17 protein-coding genes are annotated in these 18,761 nt (G+C 73.1%); 4 read left to right on the plus strand and 13 right to left on the minus strand.

Annotated elements, in window-relative coordinates:
• Positions 1–29 precede the first annotated feature (29 nt).
• Complete coding sequence (locus tag ACWCXH_RS08725) at positions 30–887, plus strand: TetR/AcrR family transcriptional regulator (protein ID WP_449800640.1); 858 nt, start codon at positions 30–32, stop codon at positions 885–887.
• 178 nt (positions 888–1,065) lie between these two features.
• Complete coding sequence (locus tag ACWCXH_RS08730; RefSeq protein ID WP_449800641.1) at positions 1,066–2,937, plus strand: hypothetical protein; 1,872 nt, start codon at positions 1,066–1,068, stop codon at positions 2,935–2,937.
• A 133-nt stretch (positions 2,938–3,070) separates the two neighbouring features.
• On the opposite strand, the gene ACWCXH_RS08735 is transcribed toward ACWCXH_RS08730, so the two are convergent.
• From ACWCXH_RS08735 to ACWCXH_RS08790, 12 genes are all read right to left on the minus strand, one after another.
• Positions 3,071–4,069: a TetR/AcrR family transcriptional regulator C-terminal domain-containing protein gene (locus tag ACWCXH_RS08735; RefSeq protein WP_449800642.1), complete on the minus strand. Its 999-nt coding sequence runs from the start codon at positions 4,067–4,069 to the stop codon at positions 3,071–3,073.
• Positions 4,070–4,194: 125 nt separating this feature from the next.
• Positions 4,195–4,905 (minus strand): spermidine synthase, encoded by a 711-nt coding sequence (locus ACWCXH_RS08740; RefSeq protein ID WP_449800643.1) that lies wholly within the window; start codon positions 4,903–4,905, stop codon positions 4,195–4,197.
• 96 nt (positions 4,906–5,001) lie between these two features.
• Positions 5,002–6,072, minus strand: a complete 1,071-nt coding sequence (locus tag ACWCXH_RS08745; RefSeq protein WP_449800878.1) for a YeiH family protein — start codon at positions 6,070–6,072, stop codon at positions 5,002–5,004.
• A gap of 13 nt (positions 6,073–6,085) precedes the next feature.
• On the minus strand, positions 6,086–6,667 hold the full coding sequence (locus ACWCXH_RS08750; RefSeq protein WP_449800644.1) for a cysteine dioxygenase: 582 nt from the start codon (positions 6,665–6,667) through the stop codon (positions 6,086–6,088).
• Positions 6,668–6,867: 200 nt separating this feature from the next.
• Positions 6,868–7,773 (minus strand): LysR family transcriptional regulator, encoded by a 906-nt coding sequence (locus tag ACWCXH_RS08755; protein WP_449800879.1) that lies wholly within the window; start codon positions 7,771–7,773, stop codon positions 6,868–6,870.
• 153 nt (positions 7,774–7,926) lie between these two features.
• Positions 7,927–8,796: an amino acid ABC transporter permease gene (locus tag ACWCXH_RS08760; protein WP_449800645.1), complete on the minus strand. Its 870-nt coding sequence runs from the start codon at positions 8,794–8,796 to the stop codon at positions 7,927–7,929.
• Positions 8,793–9,437: an amino acid ABC transporter permease gene (locus ACWCXH_RS08765; protein WP_449800646.1), complete on the minus strand. Its 645-nt coding sequence runs from the start codon at positions 9,435–9,437 to the stop codon at positions 8,793–8,795. The genes ACWCXH_RS08760 and ACWCXH_RS08765 overlap by 4 nt, the downstream gene beginning before the upstream one ends.
• A gap of 13 nt (positions 9,438–9,450) precedes the next feature.
• A complete protein-coding gene (locus ACWCXH_RS08770; protein WP_449800647.1) occupies positions 9,451–10,347 on the minus strand; it encodes a glutamate ABC transporter substrate-binding protein in 897 nt (298 codons plus the stop codon).
• 9 nt (positions 10,348–10,356) lie between these two features.
• Positions 10,357–11,085, minus strand: coding sequence for an amino acid ABC transporter ATP-binding protein (locus tag ACWCXH_RS08775; RefSeq protein ID WP_449800880.1), 729 nt, complete (start codon positions 11,083–11,085; stop codon positions 10,357–10,359).
• A 47-nt stretch (positions 11,086–11,132) separates the two neighbouring features.
• Positions 11,133–11,378, minus strand: a complete 246-nt coding sequence (locus ACWCXH_RS08780) for a LapA family protein (protein ID WP_449800648.1) — start codon at positions 11,376–11,378, stop codon at positions 11,133–11,135.
• 138 nt (positions 11,379–11,516) lie between these two features.
• Positions 11,517–13,289 carry an ABC transporter ATP-binding protein gene (locus tag ACWCXH_RS08785; RefSeq protein ID WP_449800649.1) on the minus strand — a complete coding sequence of 591 codons (1,773 nt, stop codon included), beginning with the start codon at positions 13,287–13,289 and terminating at the stop codon, positions 11,517–11,519.
• Between the two features lie 43 nt (positions 13,290–13,332).
• Complete coding sequence (locus ACWCXH_RS08790) at positions 13,333–15,147, minus strand: ABC transporter transmembrane domain-containing protein (RefSeq protein WP_449800650.1); 1,815 nt, start codon at positions 15,145–15,147, stop codon at positions 13,333–13,335.
• Between the two features lie 337 nt (positions 15,148–15,484).
• On the opposite strand from ACWCXH_RS08790, the gene ACWCXH_RS08795 reads away from it, so the two are divergent.
• A complete protein-coding gene (locus ACWCXH_RS08795; protein ID WP_449800651.1) occupies positions 15,485–16,348 on the plus strand; it encodes an aldo/keto reductase in 864 nt (287 codons plus the stop codon).
• Positions 16,349–16,649: 301 nt separating this feature from the next.
• Here ACWCXH_RS08795 and ACWCXH_RS08800 read toward each other — a convergent pair whose 3' ends face one another.
• The gene (locus ACWCXH_RS08800) at positions 16,650–17,543 is read right to left on the minus strand and encodes a MarR family winged helix-turn-helix transcriptional regulator (RefSeq protein WP_449800652.1); all 894 of its coding nucleotides are present in this window, start codon (positions 17,541–17,543) and stop codon (positions 16,650–16,652) included.
• Positions 17,544–17,920: 377 nt separating this feature from the next.
• Between ACWCXH_RS08800 and fabG the strand changes: the two genes are divergently transcribed.
• Entirely contained in the window at positions 17,921–18,685 is a 765-nt protein-coding gene (gene fabG / locus ACWCXH_RS08805; RefSeq protein WP_449800653.1) for a 3-oxoacyl-ACP reductase FabG, read from the plus strand.
• Positions 18,686–18,761 lie beyond the last annotated feature (76 nt).

Raw genomic sequence — 18,761 nt, forward strand, 5'->3', positions numbered from 1 at the left:
CGTTGCGGGAGCCGGATAAGGTGGCGCGCATGGCCTCCCGTACGCCGTCGCCGACGGCCGCCCGCGCCGAACGGAAAGCCGCCCCGGACCGGGCCCCGGCGCCCGCCGTGGCCGGCGCCGCCGCGAGCGAGCGCCCGCGCCGCCGGCTGAGCGTCGACGAGCGGCGCGAGCAGCTGATCGCCGTCGCGCTGGAACTGTTCAGCGTGCGCCCGCCGGAGGAGGTGTCGATCGACGACATCGCCGCCGCCGCGGGTGCCTCCCGGCCGCTGGTGTACCACTACTTCCCCGGCAAGCAGGCACTGTACGAGGAGTCGCTGCGCCGGGCCGGGCGGGAGCTCGCCGGGCGCTTCGAAGAGCCCGCCGAGGGGCCGCTCTCCGAGCGCCTGTACCGCGTGATGGGCCGCTACCTGGACTTCGTCCAGAGCCACGGGCCCGGCTTCGCGGCGCTGCTGCGCGGCGGCTCGGTGGCCGCGAGCGCCGGCACCTCGGCGGTGATCGACGAGGTCCGGCGGGCCGCCCACGACCAGATCCTCAGCCACCTCGCCGTCCCCTCCCCGAGCCCCGGGTTGCGGCTGACCGTCCGCGCCTGGATCGCCAACGCCGAGATCACCTCGCTCGAATGGCTGGCCGAGCGCTCGGTGCCGCTGGAGGAGCTGCAGCTGCACCTGGTCCAGGAGTTCGTCGCCGCGCTCGTCCTCACCGCCGCGCGCGAACCCGCGCTCGGTGCCGAGCTCGCGACGTTCCTCACCGACGAACGGCCGGACGGACCGACCGGGCGCCTCGTTCACGATCTTGCCGGACTGCTCGCCGTCCCCGGGATCACCGAGGCGATCGGGGCGCTCGCCGCACCGCCCGCGGACGAGCCGTCGCCGCAGGCCACGCGGTGATCCGCCCCGGGCGGACCGGCGGCCCGCCGGATGATCGCCGGTTCTGTGCCGCCGGCGGGCTCTGATAGGAATGACCACGGCCGGGAACGGCGCGGACCCCGGCCGGCGCGCCGCCGGGCGCGCGCCCGGACGCACCCGGACACCGACCGCAGACGCAGCAGAGCGGGGGGCTCAACAGTTGACCCAGGACGGCCAGTTCGACGGCCGGTTCGACGACCGGTCCAGCGCGGAGGCCAACCCCTTCGCCGCCGCGGAGCAGGTCAGTGCGACCCTCGGCACCCTCACCGACGCCTTCTTCGACGAGCGCACCTCCCGCCACCCGGCGGCCGTGCTCGGCGCGCACCGCGGCCCGTCGGGCCGGCACCCGGCCGCCGAGGCCCTGTTCGGCCTGCCCCTGGCGCCCAACGGACCGGTGCACGCCGCCCTCGACCGGCTCGGCACCGTCGTCACCGCGGGCACGGCCCGCCCCGGCACCGGCGCACCGGTCGCGGGACGGGCCACCGCCGCGCTCCTCGCCCGCTACGGCGGCGGCGCGGTGCGCGGCGCGATCACCGACCCGGGCACCACCTCGGCCGCGCTCTTCCAGCTGCCCGTCACCGGCGAGATCGCCGACCCCAAGCTGCGCCCGCCGTTCGCGCCCGCACTGGCGGCGCTGGCCGGCGGTCAGCAGACCCGCCTGCCGGTCGAACTGGCCACCGGCGCGGGCACCGAAGTCCGCCTGGTCGTCCCGCCCGGCTTCCACCCGCTCACCTCTCCCGGCGGCCCGGCGGGCGTCTCGGCCAGATCGGTGCCGCCGCTGCCGGCCGGACCGGGCGGCGACCGGGCCGCCGACGCGGCCGCCGACGAGCTGACCGGCCATCTGGCCGAGGTCGCCGAGGAACTGTTCAGCGCCACCGGTCCCGGCCCGCGCCGCGACTTCGCCGTCATCGCGGCCACCCTCGCCGACCTGGTCCACGCCTCGGGCACGGTCTACGCGGGCGTCTGCGCCCTGGAGGCGGACGGCCGCACCACCGAGGCCACCCTCGTCGTCTCGCTCGTCCGGCACCCGCTGCCGATCACGGCGCTCGCCACCGAGCTCGCCACCGTCCGCCGGCACGCCGAGGTGTGGACGGTCCTGCTGCCGGCCGGGCCGGCCGCCGTCCTGGTCGAGGGCCGGACCGTCCCGGTGCCCGGGGCGCTGGCCGCCGACGGGCAGCGGCGCTGGGTGGTCACGTCGGTCGTGGAGGCGTTCGTCCCGCTGCCGGACGGCGTCTCGGTGCTCTGCGTCCAGCTCTCGACGGCGCAGCCGGAGGACTGGGGGCTGTACACGGAGGCGTTCGCGGAGCTTCTGAAGAGCGTCCAGTTCGGGTGGGACGGCGCGCCGGGCGTGCCCGCGCCCATGCCGTCCGAGCGGGATGAGGCCCCGACCACCGCCTCGCCGACGGACTACAACCCGTTCGCCGCGATCGGCGACGCGGCGATCGCCGAGGCAGCGGTCGTCGACGCCGAGGTGGTTGACGCCGCGGACGACCCGGCGCTGAGGGGCACCCCGGTGATGGTGCCCCCGCCGGACTTCAACCCGTTCGCGCCGATCGCCGACACGCCGAACGAGAACGACGCGCCGAACGAGAACGATGACCCGGCGTTGCGGGGCACTCCGGTCATGGTGCCCCCGCCGGACTTCAATCCCTTCGCGCCGGAGACCCTCCCGCCCCTCCCGGAGGACGCCCCGCCTGCGCCCGCCATCGCCACCGACCCGTTCGGCACCGTGACGGCCGACGAGCCGAGCGACCCCTTCGGCACCACGCTCGCGCCCCAGCGCCCGTCCGTCCCGCCGCCGCCCTCGACCCCGCCGCGCATCCCCGCCCCGGCGGGTGCGCCGGCGCAAGCACCGGCGGACGAGGACGAGCCGGAAGGCGACCCGGCTCTCCGGGGGACGCCCGTCAGGGTGCCCCCGCCGGACTTCAACCCGTTCGCCCCGGAGACCCTCCCGCCCCTCCCGGACGAGGCTCCGGACCACCCCGACGCGCCGGCACCGCCCCCGGAGCCGGAGGCCCGGCCGTTCGGCTGAGCCTGCGCCGTACAGGGGACACGTGGCGGGCGGCGGGCGGAGGGTGACAGACGGCGGCGAACAGATAACAACTGACAGATTTCAGATTTCGTTTGCTGTCATCTGTTCGCTGTGATCTGTTCGCCGTCACCCGTCAGCCTCCGCCCACCCGCCGCGCAATCATCGCGCCGATCCCGTCGAGCATCCGCGCCACCCCGAACTCGAACAGCGCGTCCAGGCTCATGTCGATCTCCGGCCCCCGGCTCAGCGCGTCGAACATCGGGAACCGCTCCGGATCCGCCATCAGCAGGTCACGCTCTTCGCTGTCCTGACGATCCATCCACTCATCGGCGGACATCCCGCTGTCCTGGACGGCATGCGCCTCCCGCTCGAAGTGGACCGCCAGCCCACACACGAAGGCCGCCAGCGCGACCGACGCCTGGGCAATCTCCTCGTGGCTCAGCCCCGACCCGGCAAGCGCGGCCATCGCCCGCTCGGTGTGCACGGCCGCTTCCGGCGCCAGCACCGGCCGGGTGAATGACATCGTGCCCGCCAGCCAGCAGTGGCGCCGGTAGATCCGCCACTGCAGCCGGGCGACCGTCTCCAGTCCGTCCCGCCAGCCCGCCGGCAGCGGCTCGGGCAGCGGCTCCTCGCCGAAAACCCGGTCCGTCATGAACCTCAACAGGTCGTCCTTGCCGGGCACATGACGATAGAGCGACATGGTCGCCACGCCGAGGTCGGTCGCGATCCGGCGCATCGACAGCGCCGTAAACCCCTCCTCGTCCGCCACCCGCACGGCCGTCGCGACGATCCGCTCCCGGGTGAGCTCCCGCTCCCCGCCCCGCCTCCGTCGCACAACGCCAGCCCCCGAGCCCCGCTCCGGCCCGCGCCCCGGACCCGGCGCAGAAGAAGCGACCGGAGAAACTGCACCAGCCCGCTCCGCCACCACCGTCCCGACCCCCGGCACCGCCCGGACCAGCCCCTCCTCCCGCAGCCGGCTCAGCACCTTGGTGGCGGTGGCCATCGCGACGCCCCACTCCCGGGTGATCGCCCGGGTGGACGGCACGCGCTCCCCCGGCGCCAACTCCCCCGAGCCGATCCGCCGTCGCAGCTCCACCAGGATCCGCACCGACGGCGTCCCGCCCTCCGCCATGCCCAACTCCTCAGCCCCACAGCCCACAACCCCACAGCACCACAGCACCGAAGCACCACAGCGCCGAAGCAAACCGCCGACGCCCAACCGGCCAAGCCCGCCGACCAGTTGGGCCCCTAGTCGGATCAGTCCACGCGCCGGGCCAGGTGCACCACGTCCGGCACGCCCCGGGAGACCGGCACCTCGCGCGCGGCGACGTCCGAGAACCCCGCCGCGCGCAGCGCCTCGTCGAACGCCGACGAGGGCTGCGCGCTCCACACCGCCAGCACCCCGCCCGGCCGGAGCCGGCGCCAGAGCACCGCGAGCCCGTCCGCGCCGTACAGGGGCGCGTTGCCGTCGGTGACGGTCCAGTCCGGCCCGTTGTCGATGTCCAGGCACAACGCGTCGTAGCGTTCGCCGTCAGCCGCGGCCAGGTACTCCAGCAGGTCGGTGTGGAGCACCACGACCCGCCCGTCCTCCAGCGCGCCGCCGGAGAAGGCGCCGAGCGGCCCGGTCCGGTGCCAGTCGATGATCGCGCTCTCGCGCTCGACGATCGCGATCCGCCCCCAGCGCGGCTCGGCGACCGCGTACGCCAGCGAGAAGCCGACGCCGAGGCCGCCGATCAGCACCGAGGGCTTCTCGACGGTTCCACCCGCGCGGTCGAGTTCGTCCAGCGCGGCCTGGATCAGCAGCCGCTCCGAGCGGCCGTCGGCGGTGTCCATCAGGAAGCAGCCGTTGGCGATGATCTCGAAGTCCCGTCCGCGCTGCCGCAGCACCACCTCGCCGAACGGCCCCTCGCGCCGGTCGAGCGTGACCACGGCCTCGCGGCCGTTCCGTTCGGGCAGTGCGGTCGGCATGCGCATTCCTCGGAAAACTCGGGTGCGGGAGCGTCCCGAAGGACGGTACCCGCCCGACAATACCCAAGGCCGCCGCCGTACCCGGAGCCGTTTTCGTCAGGTCGTGAGCAGCACCCCGGCGTACGAGACGCCCGCGACCATCACCCAGGAGCCGAGCCCGAGCAGGGCGATCCGCCCGCCGGTGCGGACCATGGTGGGCAGGTGCACGGCGCTGCCGAGACCGAACAACGCGGCGGCCAGCAGCAGTTCTTGGGCGTCCGCGGCCAGGGTGAGCGCGCGCTCGGGCAGCACGCCGGTGGTCCGCAGGACGATCATCGCGAGGAACCCCGCCACGAACAGCGGGACGATCGGCGGCCGGCTGTCGCTTTTGACCGAATTCTTCGAACTTCCTTCAGCAATGTTCTTTTTATCCCACTGCTGCCTCCGTCGCACTGCGACCGCCACCCCGGCGACCAGCGGCGCCAGCAGCACCACCCGCATCAGCTTGACCAGGACGGCCTCGCGCAGCGCCCCGGGCCCGCCGGTCTGGGCGGTGGCGACGACCTGTCCGACGTCATGCACGCTCGCACCGACCCAGCGCCCGAACTCCACCTCCCCGAGCCCGAGCGGGTGCTGGAGCAGCGGCAGCACGGCGATCGCGAGGGTGCCGCACAGCGTCACGAGCGCGACGGAGGCGGCGACGTCCTCCTCGTCGCTGTCGGAGGCCTGACTGACCGCGCCGATCGCCGAGGCGCCGCAGATCGAGTAGCCGGTGGCGACCAGCAGCGGCTGGTCCCCCGGCAGCCCGAGCCTGCGCCCGAGCCACAGCGTGCCGGCGAAGGTGGCCGCGACCACGGCGAGCACCATGGCGACGGTGGCCCAGCCGAGGCCGAGCACGTCGTCCAGGCTGAGCTTGAGGCCGAGCAGCACGATCCCGAGCCGCATCAGCCGCTTGCCGGCCGTGGAAAGCCCGGGCCGCGCCACGCCGCGGACGACCGGGCGAAGCCCGGGCAGGTGGGCCGCCGCCATGCCGAGCACGACGGCGGCGGTGAGCTTGGGCACGGCCGGCACCGCCGCGTGGACGGCGAGCGCGGCGGCGACGCCCGCGGCCGCGAGCAGCAGGCCGGGGGCGTCGCTGCCGAGTGGGGGGATGGAGCGGGTGCGGGTGGCCCGCTCCCGGAGGGTCAGCGCCACGCCGCGCTCACCGCTGCCCGTCGGCGGGCAGCCGGTAGACGCGCCGGATGCTGGTGCCGAGCCGCGACACGTCGGCGCCGTACACGTGGATGGAGATGGCGGTGGTGCTGCACGCGTTGCGCACGAGGTGGATGTCACCGGGCGGGGCGAAGGCGGCGACGGTGCCGGCCGGCCCGGCGACGTGCTCGGTCTCGACGAGCCGCGCGGTGCGGCCGTCGGAGACGAGCCGGTAGCGGATCTCGCTCTCCTGGCCCTGGTGGACGCCGGCGACGCACCAGGAGACGTGGTCGTGGATCGGGGTCTGCTGGCCGGGCAGCCAGACCAGGGCGACGACGGAGAAACTGCCGTCCTCCTCGGCGTGCACCACGTGCTGCCGGTAGCGGGCGGGGTCGGCCTCGCACTGGGCGGGGGTGAGCAGGGCACCGGGGCCGTCGGGGTCGGCCGACAGGTGGGGGGCGAGGCGTTCGCCGACCAGGTACGCCGTGAGTTCCGGCGGCAGGCCGCGGTCGACGACGGCGCGGATCTCGCCGATGAGGGCGTTCATCCGCTCGGTGAGACGGTCGCTGCCGACCGTGGCTGAGGCTGTCATGGCAGCAGGTTCGGCCAAGCGGACCCATCACGTCTAACGAGGGATCCTAAGCAGGATCCCAACGCCTGCTTATAAGTCCGCAGACGATCAGCCCCCGCCGCCAAGCCTGGCCGCCCAGGACCCGGCCTCGGCCAGTGGTCAACCGGCAAGAGGGCCCGGCAGAGGTTTCGGGAAAGGGCCCGGGAAGGACCGCGAAAGGCTCAGCACCCCACCCGGCTGGCCGCCGCCTGCCGCAGGTGGTCCAGCACGAGCGCCGTGGCCGGGATCCGCCGGTGCTCGCGCAGCACGAACGCGCTCACGTGCCGCCGCAGGTGCGGCTCGACGGCCCGCCCGGTGACCTTGCGGTGGCACATGAAGGAGAGCACGAGGGCCGGCATCAGCGCGATCCCGACCCCGGCCGCGACGAGGCTCTGCACCGCGAGGTTGTCGTCCGTCGAGAAGACGATGTCCGGCGCGAAACCCTCCTCCGCGCAGACGTGCAGCAGGTTCGCGCGGCATCGCGGACACCCGGCGATCCAGCGCTCGCGGTCGAGGTCGGCGAGCCGGACGGCGTGCCGTCGCCCGAGCGGGTGCCCGACCGGCAGCAACACCGTGAGCAGGTCCTCCATCAGCGGAATCTCGTCCAGCCCCTCCGGCACGTCGCTCGGAGCGCCGGGGTAGCGGAAGGCCAGCGCGATGTCGCACTCCCCGCGCAGCAGCCGCTGGACGGAGTCCGGCGGCTCGGCCTCCAGCAGCTCGACCCGCACGCCCGGGTGCTCGTCGAGCAGCCGCGCCATCGCCTGCGGTATCAGGGTGGCGTTGGCGCTCGGGAACGCGCAGACCCGGACGCGCCCGGTGCGCAGCCGGGCGAGCGCGGCGAGCTGCTGCTGGGCCGCGGAGAGGCTGCCGAGGATCAGTTCGGCGTGCCGGGAGAGCGCCTCGCCGGCCTCGGTGAGCCGCAGCCCGCGCCCGGCGCGGGTGAACAGGGGGACACCGACGGTGCGTTCGAGCGCCTTCATCTGCTGGGTGATGGCGGGCTGGGTGTAGCCGAGTTCGCGGGCCGCCGCCGAGTAGGAGCCGGCCCTGACGACCTCGTGGAACGTCCTGATGTGCCGCGAGTCGAACACCGGCTCCATGGCCCCTCCGCCCGGTCGTCTGCCGCCAGCCTCCGCAATCATAAGAGGAAATTGGAGGTACCGGACCTAACCCCGGGCGCCCCTATGGTTCAGTCTCGAACCAACACCCACCGCAGCACAACCACTCCACCACCGGCCGCGTCCTCACTGCTGCACAGACGGCGGCAGCCCCATCGCCACCCCCGCCTTCGCCACCGGCGCCCCGCCCCGCACGCTCGGGCTTCGCCGACTGCGCCGCTCGACCCAGCGGGCGAGCCACGAGAGCAGCAGACACATCCCGATGTAGATCGGCGCGATCACGATCACCACCGGGATGAACGGGAGGTCGTAGTCCAGGTTGGTGGCGATCAGCTTGCCCGCGTGCAGGAACTCCTCGTACGTGATCAGGAAGCCCAGCGAGGTGTCCTTGAGCGCGACCACCAGTTGGCTGATGATCGCCGGCAGCATCGCCCGGTTGGCCTGCGGCACCAGCACGTAGGCCATCACCTGGGTCTTGCGCAGCCCGAGCGCGTACGCCGCCTCCCCCTGGCCCCTCGGCACGGCGAGCACACCGGCCCGGAACACCTCGGCCAGCACCGAGCCGTTGTACAGCACCAGCCCGGCCACCAGCGCCCAGAGCGGCTGCACCTTCAGCGCGACGAAGATGAAGAAGATCATCACCAGCAGCGGCATGGCCCGGAAGAACTCGACCACCAGCGTCGCGAACCAGCGCACCACCCGGTGGTCCGAGAGCCGCCCGGCCGCGAACAGCGCGCCGAACGGCAGCGCGAACAGCGCCGTCCAGCCGAACGCCCGGAGCGTGTTCCCGAGCCCGCGCAGCAGCAGGTCCTGGACGCCGCGGTACTCGAACGGCTCCCACTTCGCGTACGTGAACTGGTGGGTGTGGAACAGCATGTAGACGACCCACGCGATCAGCGCCGCGATCAGCACCAGCGCGACCGCCCCGCACGTCCGGTGCCGGGCGAGCGCCTTCGGGCCGGGGACGTCGTACAGCGCCGAGGATGCAACGGTCATCGCGACACCGCCAGTCGTCGTTCGAGCAGGTTGAACACGGCGCTGATGGCCAGGGTGATGATCAGGTAGCCGACGGCGATCCAGACGAAGGTCCAGACGATGCTGTAGCCCAGCTCGTTGATGGTCCGGTAGGTGCCCAGCAGCTCGGTGACGCTGAACGAGCCGGCGATCGCCGAATTCTTCACCAGCGCGATCAGCACGCTGCCGATCGGCGCCACCACCGACCGGTACGCCTGCGGCAGCACCACGAGCCCCATCGTCTGCCCGAAGGTCATGCCCAGGCTGCGCGCCGCCTCCCCCTGCCCGACCGGCACGGTGTTGACGCCCGAGCGCATCGCCTCGCAGACGAACGCCGAGGTGTAGCAGCCGAGGGCGAGCACCGCGAAGGTGTAGAAGGGCAGCGTGATGTCGAAGCGCGGCAGGCCCAGCACCACGATGAAGAACAGCAGGGTCAGCGGGGTGTTGCGCAGGATCGTCACCCACGCCGTGCCGAAGATCCGCAGCGGCTTCACCGGCGAGACCCGGAAGCTCGCGATCAGCACGCCCAGCACCAGCGACAGCACGGCGCTGACCGTGAACAGCGAGAGCGTGCCGAGGAAACCGTCCCAGTAGGTCGACCAGTTGTCGGTCAGCGTTTTCACGGCGCGGCCCCTCTCAGTACCGGTCGATCTGCGGCGGGGTCGGCGCGGGCGCCCCCGAGAGGCCGAGGGTCGCGTCGAAGGCCTTCTTCCAGTCGCCGTTCTGCTCGTGGTGGGCCAAGGCGTCGTCGAGCGCGTACCGCAGCACGGTGTCGTTCTTCGGCGTCCCGATCCCGTACGGCTCCGTCGAGAACAGCGGGCCGACGACCTTGAGCTCGTCCGGGACCTTCGCCGCGTAGCCCAGCAGGATCGCGTTGTCCGTGGTGACGGCGTCGACCTGGCCGGTGATCAGGTTGTCCACGCAGGCCGAGTAGGTGTCGTAGCCGATCAGCTTCGCCTTCGGGTACTGCGACTGGATCCGCTGGTACGGGGTCGAGCCGGCCGCCGAACACACCTTCTTGCCGTTCAGGTCCTGCGGGCCGTGGATGCTGTTGTCGTTCTTGCGCACCAGCAGCGACTGCCCGGCGACGAAGTACGGCCCGGCGAAGCCGACCAGCTTCTTCCTGTTGTCGTTGATGGTGTAGGTGCCGACGTAGTAGTCCACCTGGCCGTTCTGCAGCGCGGTCTCGCGGTTGGCCGAGGCGATGGTCCTGAACTGGATCCTGTCCGGCGCGAACCCCAGGGAGGCGCCGACCATCTTGGCGATCTCGATGTCGAAGCCCGAGTAATCACCGGTGGCCGGGTTCTTCTGCCCCAGGTACGGCTGGTCCTCCTTGACGCCGACCACCAGGTGGCCGCGGCTCCGGGCCGCGTTCAGGGTGGGCGAGCCGGTGATCGCGGAGGCGTCCTGCACCCGGTACGTGGGCAGGGCGTTCGGCTGCGGCCCCTTGGGCGGCGGGGTACCGGCCTTGCCGCAGCCCGCCGCCAGCACGGCGATCAGCAGCACGGCGGCGAGCACGGTCTTCCTCGTCACGGCGCCGCCTCAGTGCTTCAGGATCTTGGAGAGGAAGTCCCGGGCGCGCTCGCTCTCGGGAGCGCCGAAGAAGTCCTGCGGGGCACGGTCCTCGATGATCCGGCCGTCCGCCATGAAGACCACCCGGTTCGCGGAGGCCCGGGCGAAGCCCATCTCGTGCGTGACCACGACCATCGTCATGCCCTCGCGGGCGAGCTGGCGCATGACGTCCAGCACCTCGTTGATCATCTCGGGGTCGAGGGCCGAGGTGGGCTCGTCGAACAGCAGCGCCTTCGGGTCCATCGCCAGCGCGCGGGCGATCGCCACGCGCTGCTGCTGGCCGCCGGAGAGCTGCGCCGGGTACTTGTCGGCGTGCGCCGCGAGCCCGACCCGCTCCAGCAGCGCCCGGGACTTGGCGTCCGCCTCGGCCCTGGGCCGCCCGCGCACCTTGATCTGGGCGAGCGAGACGTTCTGCAGCACGGTCTTGTGCGCGAACAGGTTGAAGGACTGGAACACCATCCCGACCTCGGCGCGCAGCCGGGCCAGCCCCTTGCCCTCCTCGGGCAGCGGCTCGCCGTCGATCAGGATGGTGCCGGCCTCGATCGGCTCCAGCCGGTTGATCGCCCGGCAAAGCGTGGACTTGCCCGAGCCGGAGGGCCCGATCACCACGACGACCTCGCCGCGGCCGACCGTCAGCTCGATGTCCCGCAGGACGTGCAGGTCCCCGAAGTGCTTGTTGACACCGCGCATCTCGATCAGCGGCGTGAATCCGGACGCGCCACCCTGCGCGGGCCCCGGGCCTGCGGTCACCTGGCGCGCCGGCCCTTCAGCAGCCAGCCCAGCGCGCCGCCGGCGACCAGCGTGGCCAGCAGGGCGATCCACAACGGCGCGGTGACGGTGAACACCCAGAACTGGATCCTCACCTTTTCGAGGTTGGCGAACAGGAACCACACCGCGAGGATGACGATGACGCCGATCCCGATGTACCGGGTGGGGATCCCGCCGATCTCACTGCGCTGGGGGCCGGACGAGCCGCCTGAAGTCTTGGTCACCGGAGCAGTCTGCGGGTCCGTGCCCCGGTTTGCCCGGTTACGCGCCCTTCCGCGCGGGCGGAGTAACCCGCACGGGGCAATCCGGCCCCGTGCGGGTTTGGAGCGGCCCGGGCCCGGCGCGCACCCGCCCGGACGGTGCTACCGCTCGTCCCGCCAGGAGCGCCACAGCGCCGCGTACGGGCCGCCGGCCGCGACCAGCTCCGGGTGGCTGCCGTACTCGCTGATCCGCCCGCCCTCGACCACCGCGATCACGTCGGCGTCGTGCGCGGTGTGCAGCCGGTGCGCGATGGCGATGACCGTCCGGCCCTCCAGCACCCGGGAGAGCGAACGCTCCAGGTGCCGGGCGGCGCGCGGGTCGAGCAGCGAGGTGGCCTCGTCCAGCACGAGGGTGTGCGGATCGGCCAGCACCAGGCGGGCCAGGGCGAGTTGCTGGGCCTGCGGCGGAGTCAGCGCGGCGCCGCCGGAGCCGACCTCGGTGTCCAGGCCCTCCGGGAGGGCCTCCACCCAGCCGCCGGCGTCCACCGCGTCGAGCGCGGCCCGCAGTTCGGTGTCATCGGCCCCGGGCGCGGCGAGCCGCAGGTTGTCCCGCAGCGTGCCGACGAAGACGTGGTGCTCCTGGTTGACGAGTGCCACTTCGGCCCGGACCCGTTCGGCCGGCATCCGCGCGAGCGCCGCCCCACCGAGCGTGACGCTCCCCCGGCCGGGCGCGTAGATCCCGGCCAGCAGCCGCCCGAGGGTGGACTTGCCCGCCCCGGACGGCCCGACCAGCGCCACCCGGCTGCCCGGAGCGACGTCCAGGCTGATCCCGTGCAGGACGTCCGCGCCCTCGCGGTAGCCGAACCGCACGTTCCTGGCCTCGACCCGGCGGCCGTCCGGGCTCACGCCCTCGTCCCCCTCGTGCTCCGGCACCTCGCGGACGCCGACCAGCCGGGCCAGCGAGGCCTGCCCGATCTGCAGCTCGTCGTACCAGCGCAGGATCAGGTCGACCGGGCCGGTGAGCATCTGCGCGTACAGCACCCCGGTGGTCAACTGGCCGACGGTGATCCACCCGCGCAGGGTGAGCAGGCCGCCGACCACCAGCGTGGCCAGCACCGCCGAGGTGTAGACCGCGTCGATGGACGGGAACCACACCGAGCGCAGCCACAGCGTGTACCGCTCCCAGGCGAGCCACTCGCGCAGCTTGCGGTCCGTCAGCCGGACCCGCTGGTCGCCCAGGCGCAGCGCCTCGACCGTCCGCCCGGCGTCCACCGTCTCGGCGAGCACGGTGTTCACCGCGGCGTACCCGGCCGACTCGTTGCGGTAGGACTGCGGCGCGCGCCGGAAGTACCATCGCGAACTGGCCAGCAGCAGCGGCAGCCCGACCAGCGAGGTGAGCGCGAGCAGCGGCGAGGTGACCACCAGCGCGCCGAGCACGAGCAGCAACGACACGACGGCGACGGCGAGTTCGGGCACCGCCTCGCGCACGGACTTGTCCAGCCGGTCGATGTCGGTGGTGCCCCGGGAGACGAGGTCACCGGTGCCGGCCCGCTCCAGCACGCCGGTGGGCAGCGCGACCGCGCGGACCAGGAAGTCCTCGCGCAGGTCGGCGAGGACCCGCTCGCCGAGGATCGCGCCGCGCATCCGGGACCAGCCGGTGAAGGCGGACTGCACCGCCAGCGCCAGCAGGTACCAGCCGACGGCGACGGCGATGGCGGCCCCGGCGGTCCCGGCGGCCAGCGACTCGACCAGGCCGCCGAGCACCCAGGGCCCGACCAGTCCGGCCACCGTGGCCACCGAGTGCAGCGCCACCACCCCGCAGAAGGCCCCGCGGTGGCGCCGTGCGAGCAGCCGCAGGTACGCGCGCACGGCGGCCGGGGAGCCGACCGGCAGGGTGGCGGCCGGCCCCTGCTCCTGATGCAGAGGGGGCTTCATGACGTACTCCTCGCTTGCGTCGCAGGACAGTTGACGGACGTGCTCACGCAACCCCCTCCCCGGCCCCCACCGAAGCCGCCTCCTCCGCGGGTGCGGCATCCCCTTCCCGGCCGGCATCCTCGTCACGGGTGACCACCGACCGGTACGCGGGCTCCGTCCGCATCAGGTCGCGGTGGCGCCCGGCCACGACCGCCCGGCCGTCGCGGACCAGCACCACCCGGTCCGCCTGGTCGAGCAGCAGCGGGCTGGTCGCGAACACCACCGTGGTGCGCCCGGCCCGGACGTCCCGGAGCCCGGTGGCGATCCGCGACTCGGTGTGGGCGTCCACCGCGCTGGTGGGCTCGTCCAGGACGAGCACCGGCGGGTCGGCCAGCAGCGCGCGGGCCAGCGCGAGCCGCTGGCGCTGCCCGCCGGACAGGGACCGGCCGCGCTCGGTGATCCGGGCCTTCATCACGTCGCCCTCGCACTCCGGCGAGCCCTCCACCAGGGCCTCCAGCACGTCGTCGGAGCGGGCGGCCGCGAGGGCCTCGGCCACCGACACCCGGCCCGAGGACGGGATGTCGAACATCCCGGCCAGCGTGCCGGAGAGCAGCACCGGCTCCTTGTCGTGGACCAGCACCGCCGCCCTGGCCTCGGCCAGCGGCACCGTGTCCAGCTCCGTCCCGCCGAGCCGGGCGGAGGGCTGCCGCTCGCCCTCGGCCGCCGGGACGTGCCCGCCGAGCCGCTCGGCGAGCGCCGCGGCGACGTCCGGGTCGCCGCAGACCACGGCGGTCAGCTCGCCGGCTCGCGCGGTCAGCCCGGTCGCCGGGTCGTACAGGTCGGCGTTGGCCGGCCGGGTCAGCACGGCCTCGGCCGCGCCGCTGGTCCGGCGCAGCGAGAGCACCCGAACGGCGCGGCCCGCGGAGACCCGGGCGACGCTCCAGGCGTGCGCGGCCTCGCCCAGGATCCGCAGCGGCGCCGCCAGGAAGGCGGTGGCGCCGTACACGGCGATCAGCGTGCCGACGGCGAGCTCGCCGGAGGCCGCCAGCCGGGCGCCGTACCAGGTGACCCCGACGACGAACAGGCCGGGCAGGAGCACCTGTTGGGCCTGCATCAGCGACCACAGGCGGGCCGAGCGGACGGCCGCGGCGCGGACCTTCTGGGAGGCGGCGCGGTACCGCTCCAGGAACAGCTCCTCGCCGCCGATACCGCGCAGCACCCGCAGCCCGGCGACGGTGTCGGCGGCCAGCTCGGTGGCCTTGCCGCCGAGTGCGCGCTGCTTCTCGTAGCGCCGCTCGAACGGCCCGATCAGCGGCCAGACGGAGGCCGCGAGCACCGGCACGCCGAGCAGCACGCCGGTGCCGAGCACCGGTTCGGCCACCAGCACGACCGTGCTGACGGCCAGCCAGACGATCACCGCGGCCCGGACGCGGGCGACGAGCTCGACGTACCAGCCGATCCGCTCGACGTCCCCGCTGCCGACCGCGACGACCTCGCCGGTGGCGATCCGCCGGGACAGCCCGGCACCGAGGTGCGAGGCCTGCCGGGCCACCAACTGCCGTACGTGGGTGGCCGCGTGGATCCAGTTCCAGACCGCCTGGCGGTGCAGCAGCACGGTGCCGAGCGAGGCGGTCGCGGCGAGCAGCACGGCGAGGGCGCCGGCCCGCCAGATCCCGGCCGCGTCGCCGTCCACGGCGGCCTGGACGCCGTGTCCGAGCGGTATGGGCAGGGCGGCCTGACCGCCCATCTCCAGCAGGGCCCAGCAGGTGGAGAGCACCTGTCCGCGCCGCTGGCCGCGCTGCAGCCAGCGCAGGAAGGCGAGGGGTGAGGAGAGGTCGGGACGGCCGGGATCGGCCAAGGGGAGGGATGCGAGCGGCATGACACTCCGATGGCGGTGGTTCGGGGGGTGGTTCCGGATTGTTCGGAGGTGGTACGGGGCAGCACTCGGCACGGCGGCGCGGCGACGGTAACGCGCCCGGCAACGGGCCGGGCGGACAAGGGAAGGGCACGAAGGGCCCGTGTCTCAGGAGGCCATGGCCGCGAGCCTGCCAACCCCGGTGTGATCCGCGCAACAGGTTTTCCGCGCCCTCCGTCGCGGTTTCCCGCCCGGACGGCCCACAGCCCCGCAAGGTTCACCCGAACGGCGGGAACAAACCCGTCGAAACGCCAGTTTCCCCACCTGGAACCCATGGTCGACCAGGAGGGCACCCCTTCCCGTGAGCAACATCCCCAGCGTGACCCTGAACGACGGCACGCGGATCCCGCAGCTCGGCTTCGGCGTGTGGCAGGTCCCGGACAGCGAGGCCACCCCGGCCGTCCGCACCGCCATCGAGGCCGGCTACCGGTCCATCGACACCGCGGCGATCTACGAGAACGAGGCGGGCACCGGCCAGGCGATCACCGAGGCGCTGGCCGGCGGTGTGGCCCGCGAGGACCTCTACGTCACCACCAAGCTGTGGAACTCCGGCACCCGCGACTGGTCCGGCGCGCAGGGCCGGGACGCGGTCCTGCGCGAGTTCGACATCTCGCTGGCCAAGCTGGGCCTGGAGTACATCGACCTCTACCTGATCCACTGGCCGCGCCCGATGCACGGCAGCTACCTCAACGTCTGGAAGGCCTTCGAACAGCTCAAGGCGGACGGCCGGGTCAAGTCCATCGGCGTCTCGAACTTCGGCCCCGAGCAGCTGACCCGCCTGATCGACGAGGCCTCGGTCGTCCCGGCGCTCAACCAGGTCGAGCTGCACCCGTACTTCCCGCAGACCGAGCTGCGCGCCTTCCACGCCCAGCACGGCATCGCCACCGAGGCGTGGAGCCCGCTGGGCCAGGGCAAGGACCTGCTCGCCGAGCCGGCGCTGGTGAAGATCGCCGAGAAGCACCGCCGCACGGTCGCCCAGGTCGTGCTCCGCTGGCACCTGCAGAGCGGCGTGATCGCGATCCCGAAGTCGGTCACCCCGTCCCGTATCCGGGAGAACCTGGACGTGACCGGCTTCGAGCTGGACGCGGAGGACCTCGCCGCGATCGCCGGCGTCGCCACCGGCGAGCGCATCGGCCCGGACCCGCAGGGCTTCGACTGGAACTGAGCCCGGCCCCGAACCCGGCGCCGCCGGCAACCGCCACCTGACCGGCAGGCCGGCCGCCCCGCAAACCGACCCGCCAACCGGCAGACCAGCCGACCGGCGGTCATACCGAAAGACCGCCCACCCCGTTCAGGAGTGGGCGGTCTTCGGCATGCCCGGAACGGACCCATGCCGCAAATATGTGAGCACACAAGCACACAATCGCTAGGACATAAGTCCGACCCCCGCCCCGACCCACCCCCGTCCGACCCACGGCCGTCCGTACGTTGGCGAATCGTTTTGGCTGGAGCTCAAAGGGCGGAGACTAGAGCCTGGCGGCCTTGGCGATCAGCGCCAGCGCCGGACCGTGCTCGTGCTCCTCCAGCGGCGCCAGCAGCAGCTGCTGGACCTTGGCGACGCCCGCCGCCGAGCGGTGCAGCAGGTCCTGGCCCGCCGGCGAGAGCGAGAGCAGGTTGCGCCGCCCGTCCGAGGGGTCGCGTCGGCGCTGCACCAGGCCACGGCGGACGAGACGGCTCACCATCTCGGCCATCGTCGCCTTGTCCAGCGACGCCAGTTCACCGACCGTCCGCTGATCGGCGCCCGGTTCCAGCTCCAGCGCGTCGAGCACCGCGTACTGCGGAGCGGTCAGCTCCGCGCCGACGTGCTCCGACCAGAGCTTGGTGTGCACCTGCTGGCCGACCCTGATCAGGTAGCCGATCGCCCGCTGGGCGTCCAGTATCGGCCGCGCATCGCTGTACACGACCGCCGCGGGCTCCAGCCTGGCTATCTTGGCCATCACCCGGACGATCTCGACCTGCTCCTCCGCGCCGAGCGGCTCGAACAGGGTCCGCTGCACGCGGACCACGCCTCCGGTGGCCTCGCGCACCGCCTGGGCCCCGCTCTGCGACAGAGCGAGGAGTTTGCGCCGGCCGTCGGCCGGGTCGCGCCTTCTCAGCACCAGGCCGCGGCGGACCAGCCGCGCGACCATCTCCGCCATCGTGGCCTTGTCCAGCGAGGCACGCTCGCCGACCGTCCGCTGGTCCGCGCCCGGTTCCAGGGCGAGGACCAGCAGCACGGCGAACTGCGGAGCCGTGAGATCGGCTCCGACGTGTTCGGACCACAGTCGCGTGTGGACCTGCTGTGCAACGCGGATGAGGTGTCCGGGCGACTGCTGCAGTCGCGCGGACACGCGGGTCGTCGGGATCTCCCCCAGCACCATGTATCCGTCCCGATGTCACACCCGGTGTGTGTGGGACACCCGGGTGGGGCAGTAACGGCGAGTGGGCGTCCCGCTATGAGGGAGGGCGCTCCAGCCGTGCAGCCGGTGGCTGCTGGCGGACACTATACAAACGGCAGGCCCTCGCTGGCAGGCAGGGGCGGATAGTAGACGCAGGTTCGGCAACATTGGCATATTTACGCGCCGCCACGCCTTCTCGGTAACCCGTTCTCACCAGAAAGCCGACCGGTCGGTCCTTACCCACTGTCACCTGCGCGTCTCCGCCCTGGCCGCCTTTCCTACTCGCGGGTAGGGTGTGGCCAGCGTCACCCGGGGGACGTCCTCCCTGGGAAAATCCTGAGAGAGAGACGAGAGCGAGCATGACCGAGCAGAGCACCCCCCGGGTCGCCGTCGTCACCGGTGCCGCACGCGGCCTGGGCGCCGCCACCGCCGTCCGGCTGGCCGCCGACGGCTACGCGGTCGCCGTCCTCGACCTGGACGAGGCGGCCGGCAAGGACACCGTCGACCGGATCACCGCCGCGGGTGGCAAGGCCCTCGCGGTCGGCGCCGACGTCTCGGACGCCGGGCAGGTCCAGGCCGCCGTGGACCGGGTGGCGGCCGAGCTCGGCGCCCCCGTCGTCCTGGTCAACAACGCGGGCGTGCTCCGCGACAACCTGATCTTCAAGATGTCCGAGTCCGACTGGGACACGGTCATGAACGTCCACCTGCGCGGCGCCTTCCTGATGACCCGCGCGGTGCAGAAGCACATGGTGGACGCCGGGTTCGGCCGCATCGTCAACCTGTCCTCCTCGTCCGCCCAGGGCAACCGCGGCCAGGCCAACTACTCGGCCGCCAAGGCGGGCCTGCAGGGCTTCACCAAGACTTTGGCCATCGAGCTCGGCAAGTTCGGCATCACCGCCAATGCCGTGGCCCCGGGATTCATCGCCACGGACATGACAGCAGCCACCGCGGCTCGGGTCGGCATGGACTTCGAAGACTTCAAGCGGGCCGCGGCCTCACAGATCCCGGTCCAGCGGGTCGGTCTGCCTGAGGACGTGGCCCACACCATCTCCTTCCTCGCGAGCGAGGGCGCCGGCTTCGTCTCCGGCCAGGTGATCTACGTCGCAGGCGGACCCCTCGACTGAGCACGGAACCTACACAGGGTGACCACGGGGCGGGTGGCCGGGCGGACCGGCCGCCCGCCCCCGGTCTTTTTACCGA

Source organism: Kitasatospora sp. NPDC001660 (genome assembly GCF_053596725.1).

What these genes read in the sequence shown, in the direction of transcription:
- ACWCXH_RS08725 (WP_449800640.1), top strand. Translation starts at nt 30, where the DNA reads ATGGCCTCCCGTACGCCGTCGCCGACGGCCGCCCGCGCCGAACGGAAA.
- ACWCXH_RS08735 (WP_449800642.1), bottom strand. Translation starts at nt 4,069, where the DNA reads ATGGCGGAGGGCGGGACGCCGTCGGTGCGGATCCTGGTGGAGCTGCGA.
- ACWCXH_RS08740 (WP_449800643.1), bottom strand. Translation starts at nt 4,905, where the DNA reads ATGCCGACCGCACTGCCCGAACGGAACGGCCGCGAGGCCGTGGTCACG.
- ACWCXH_RS08750 (WP_449800644.1), bottom strand. Translation starts at nt 6,667, where the DNA reads ATGACAGCCTCAGCCACGGTCGGCAGCGACCGTCTCACCGAGCGGATG.
- ACWCXH_RS08760 (WP_449800645.1), bottom strand. Translation starts at nt 8,796, where the DNA reads ATGACCGTTGCATCCTCGGCGCTGTACGACGTCCCCGGCCCGAAGGCG.
- ACWCXH_RS08785 (WP_449800649.1), bottom strand. Translation starts at nt 13,289, where the DNA reads ATGAAGCCCCCTCTGCATCAGGAGCAGGGGCCGGCCGCCACCCTGCCG.
- ACWCXH_RS08790 (WP_449800650.1), bottom strand. Translation starts at nt 15,147, where the DNA reads ATGCCGCTCGCATCCCTCCCCTTGGCCGATCCCGGCCGTCCCGACCTC.
- ACWCXH_RS08800 (WP_449800652.1), bottom strand. Translation starts at nt 17,543, where the DNA reads ATGGTGCTGGGGGAGATCCCGACGACCCGCGTGTCCGCGCGACTGCAG.
- fabG (WP_449800653.1), top strand. Translation starts at nt 17,921, where the DNA reads ATGACCGAGCAGAGCACCCCCCGGGTCGCCGTCGTCACCGGTGCCGCA.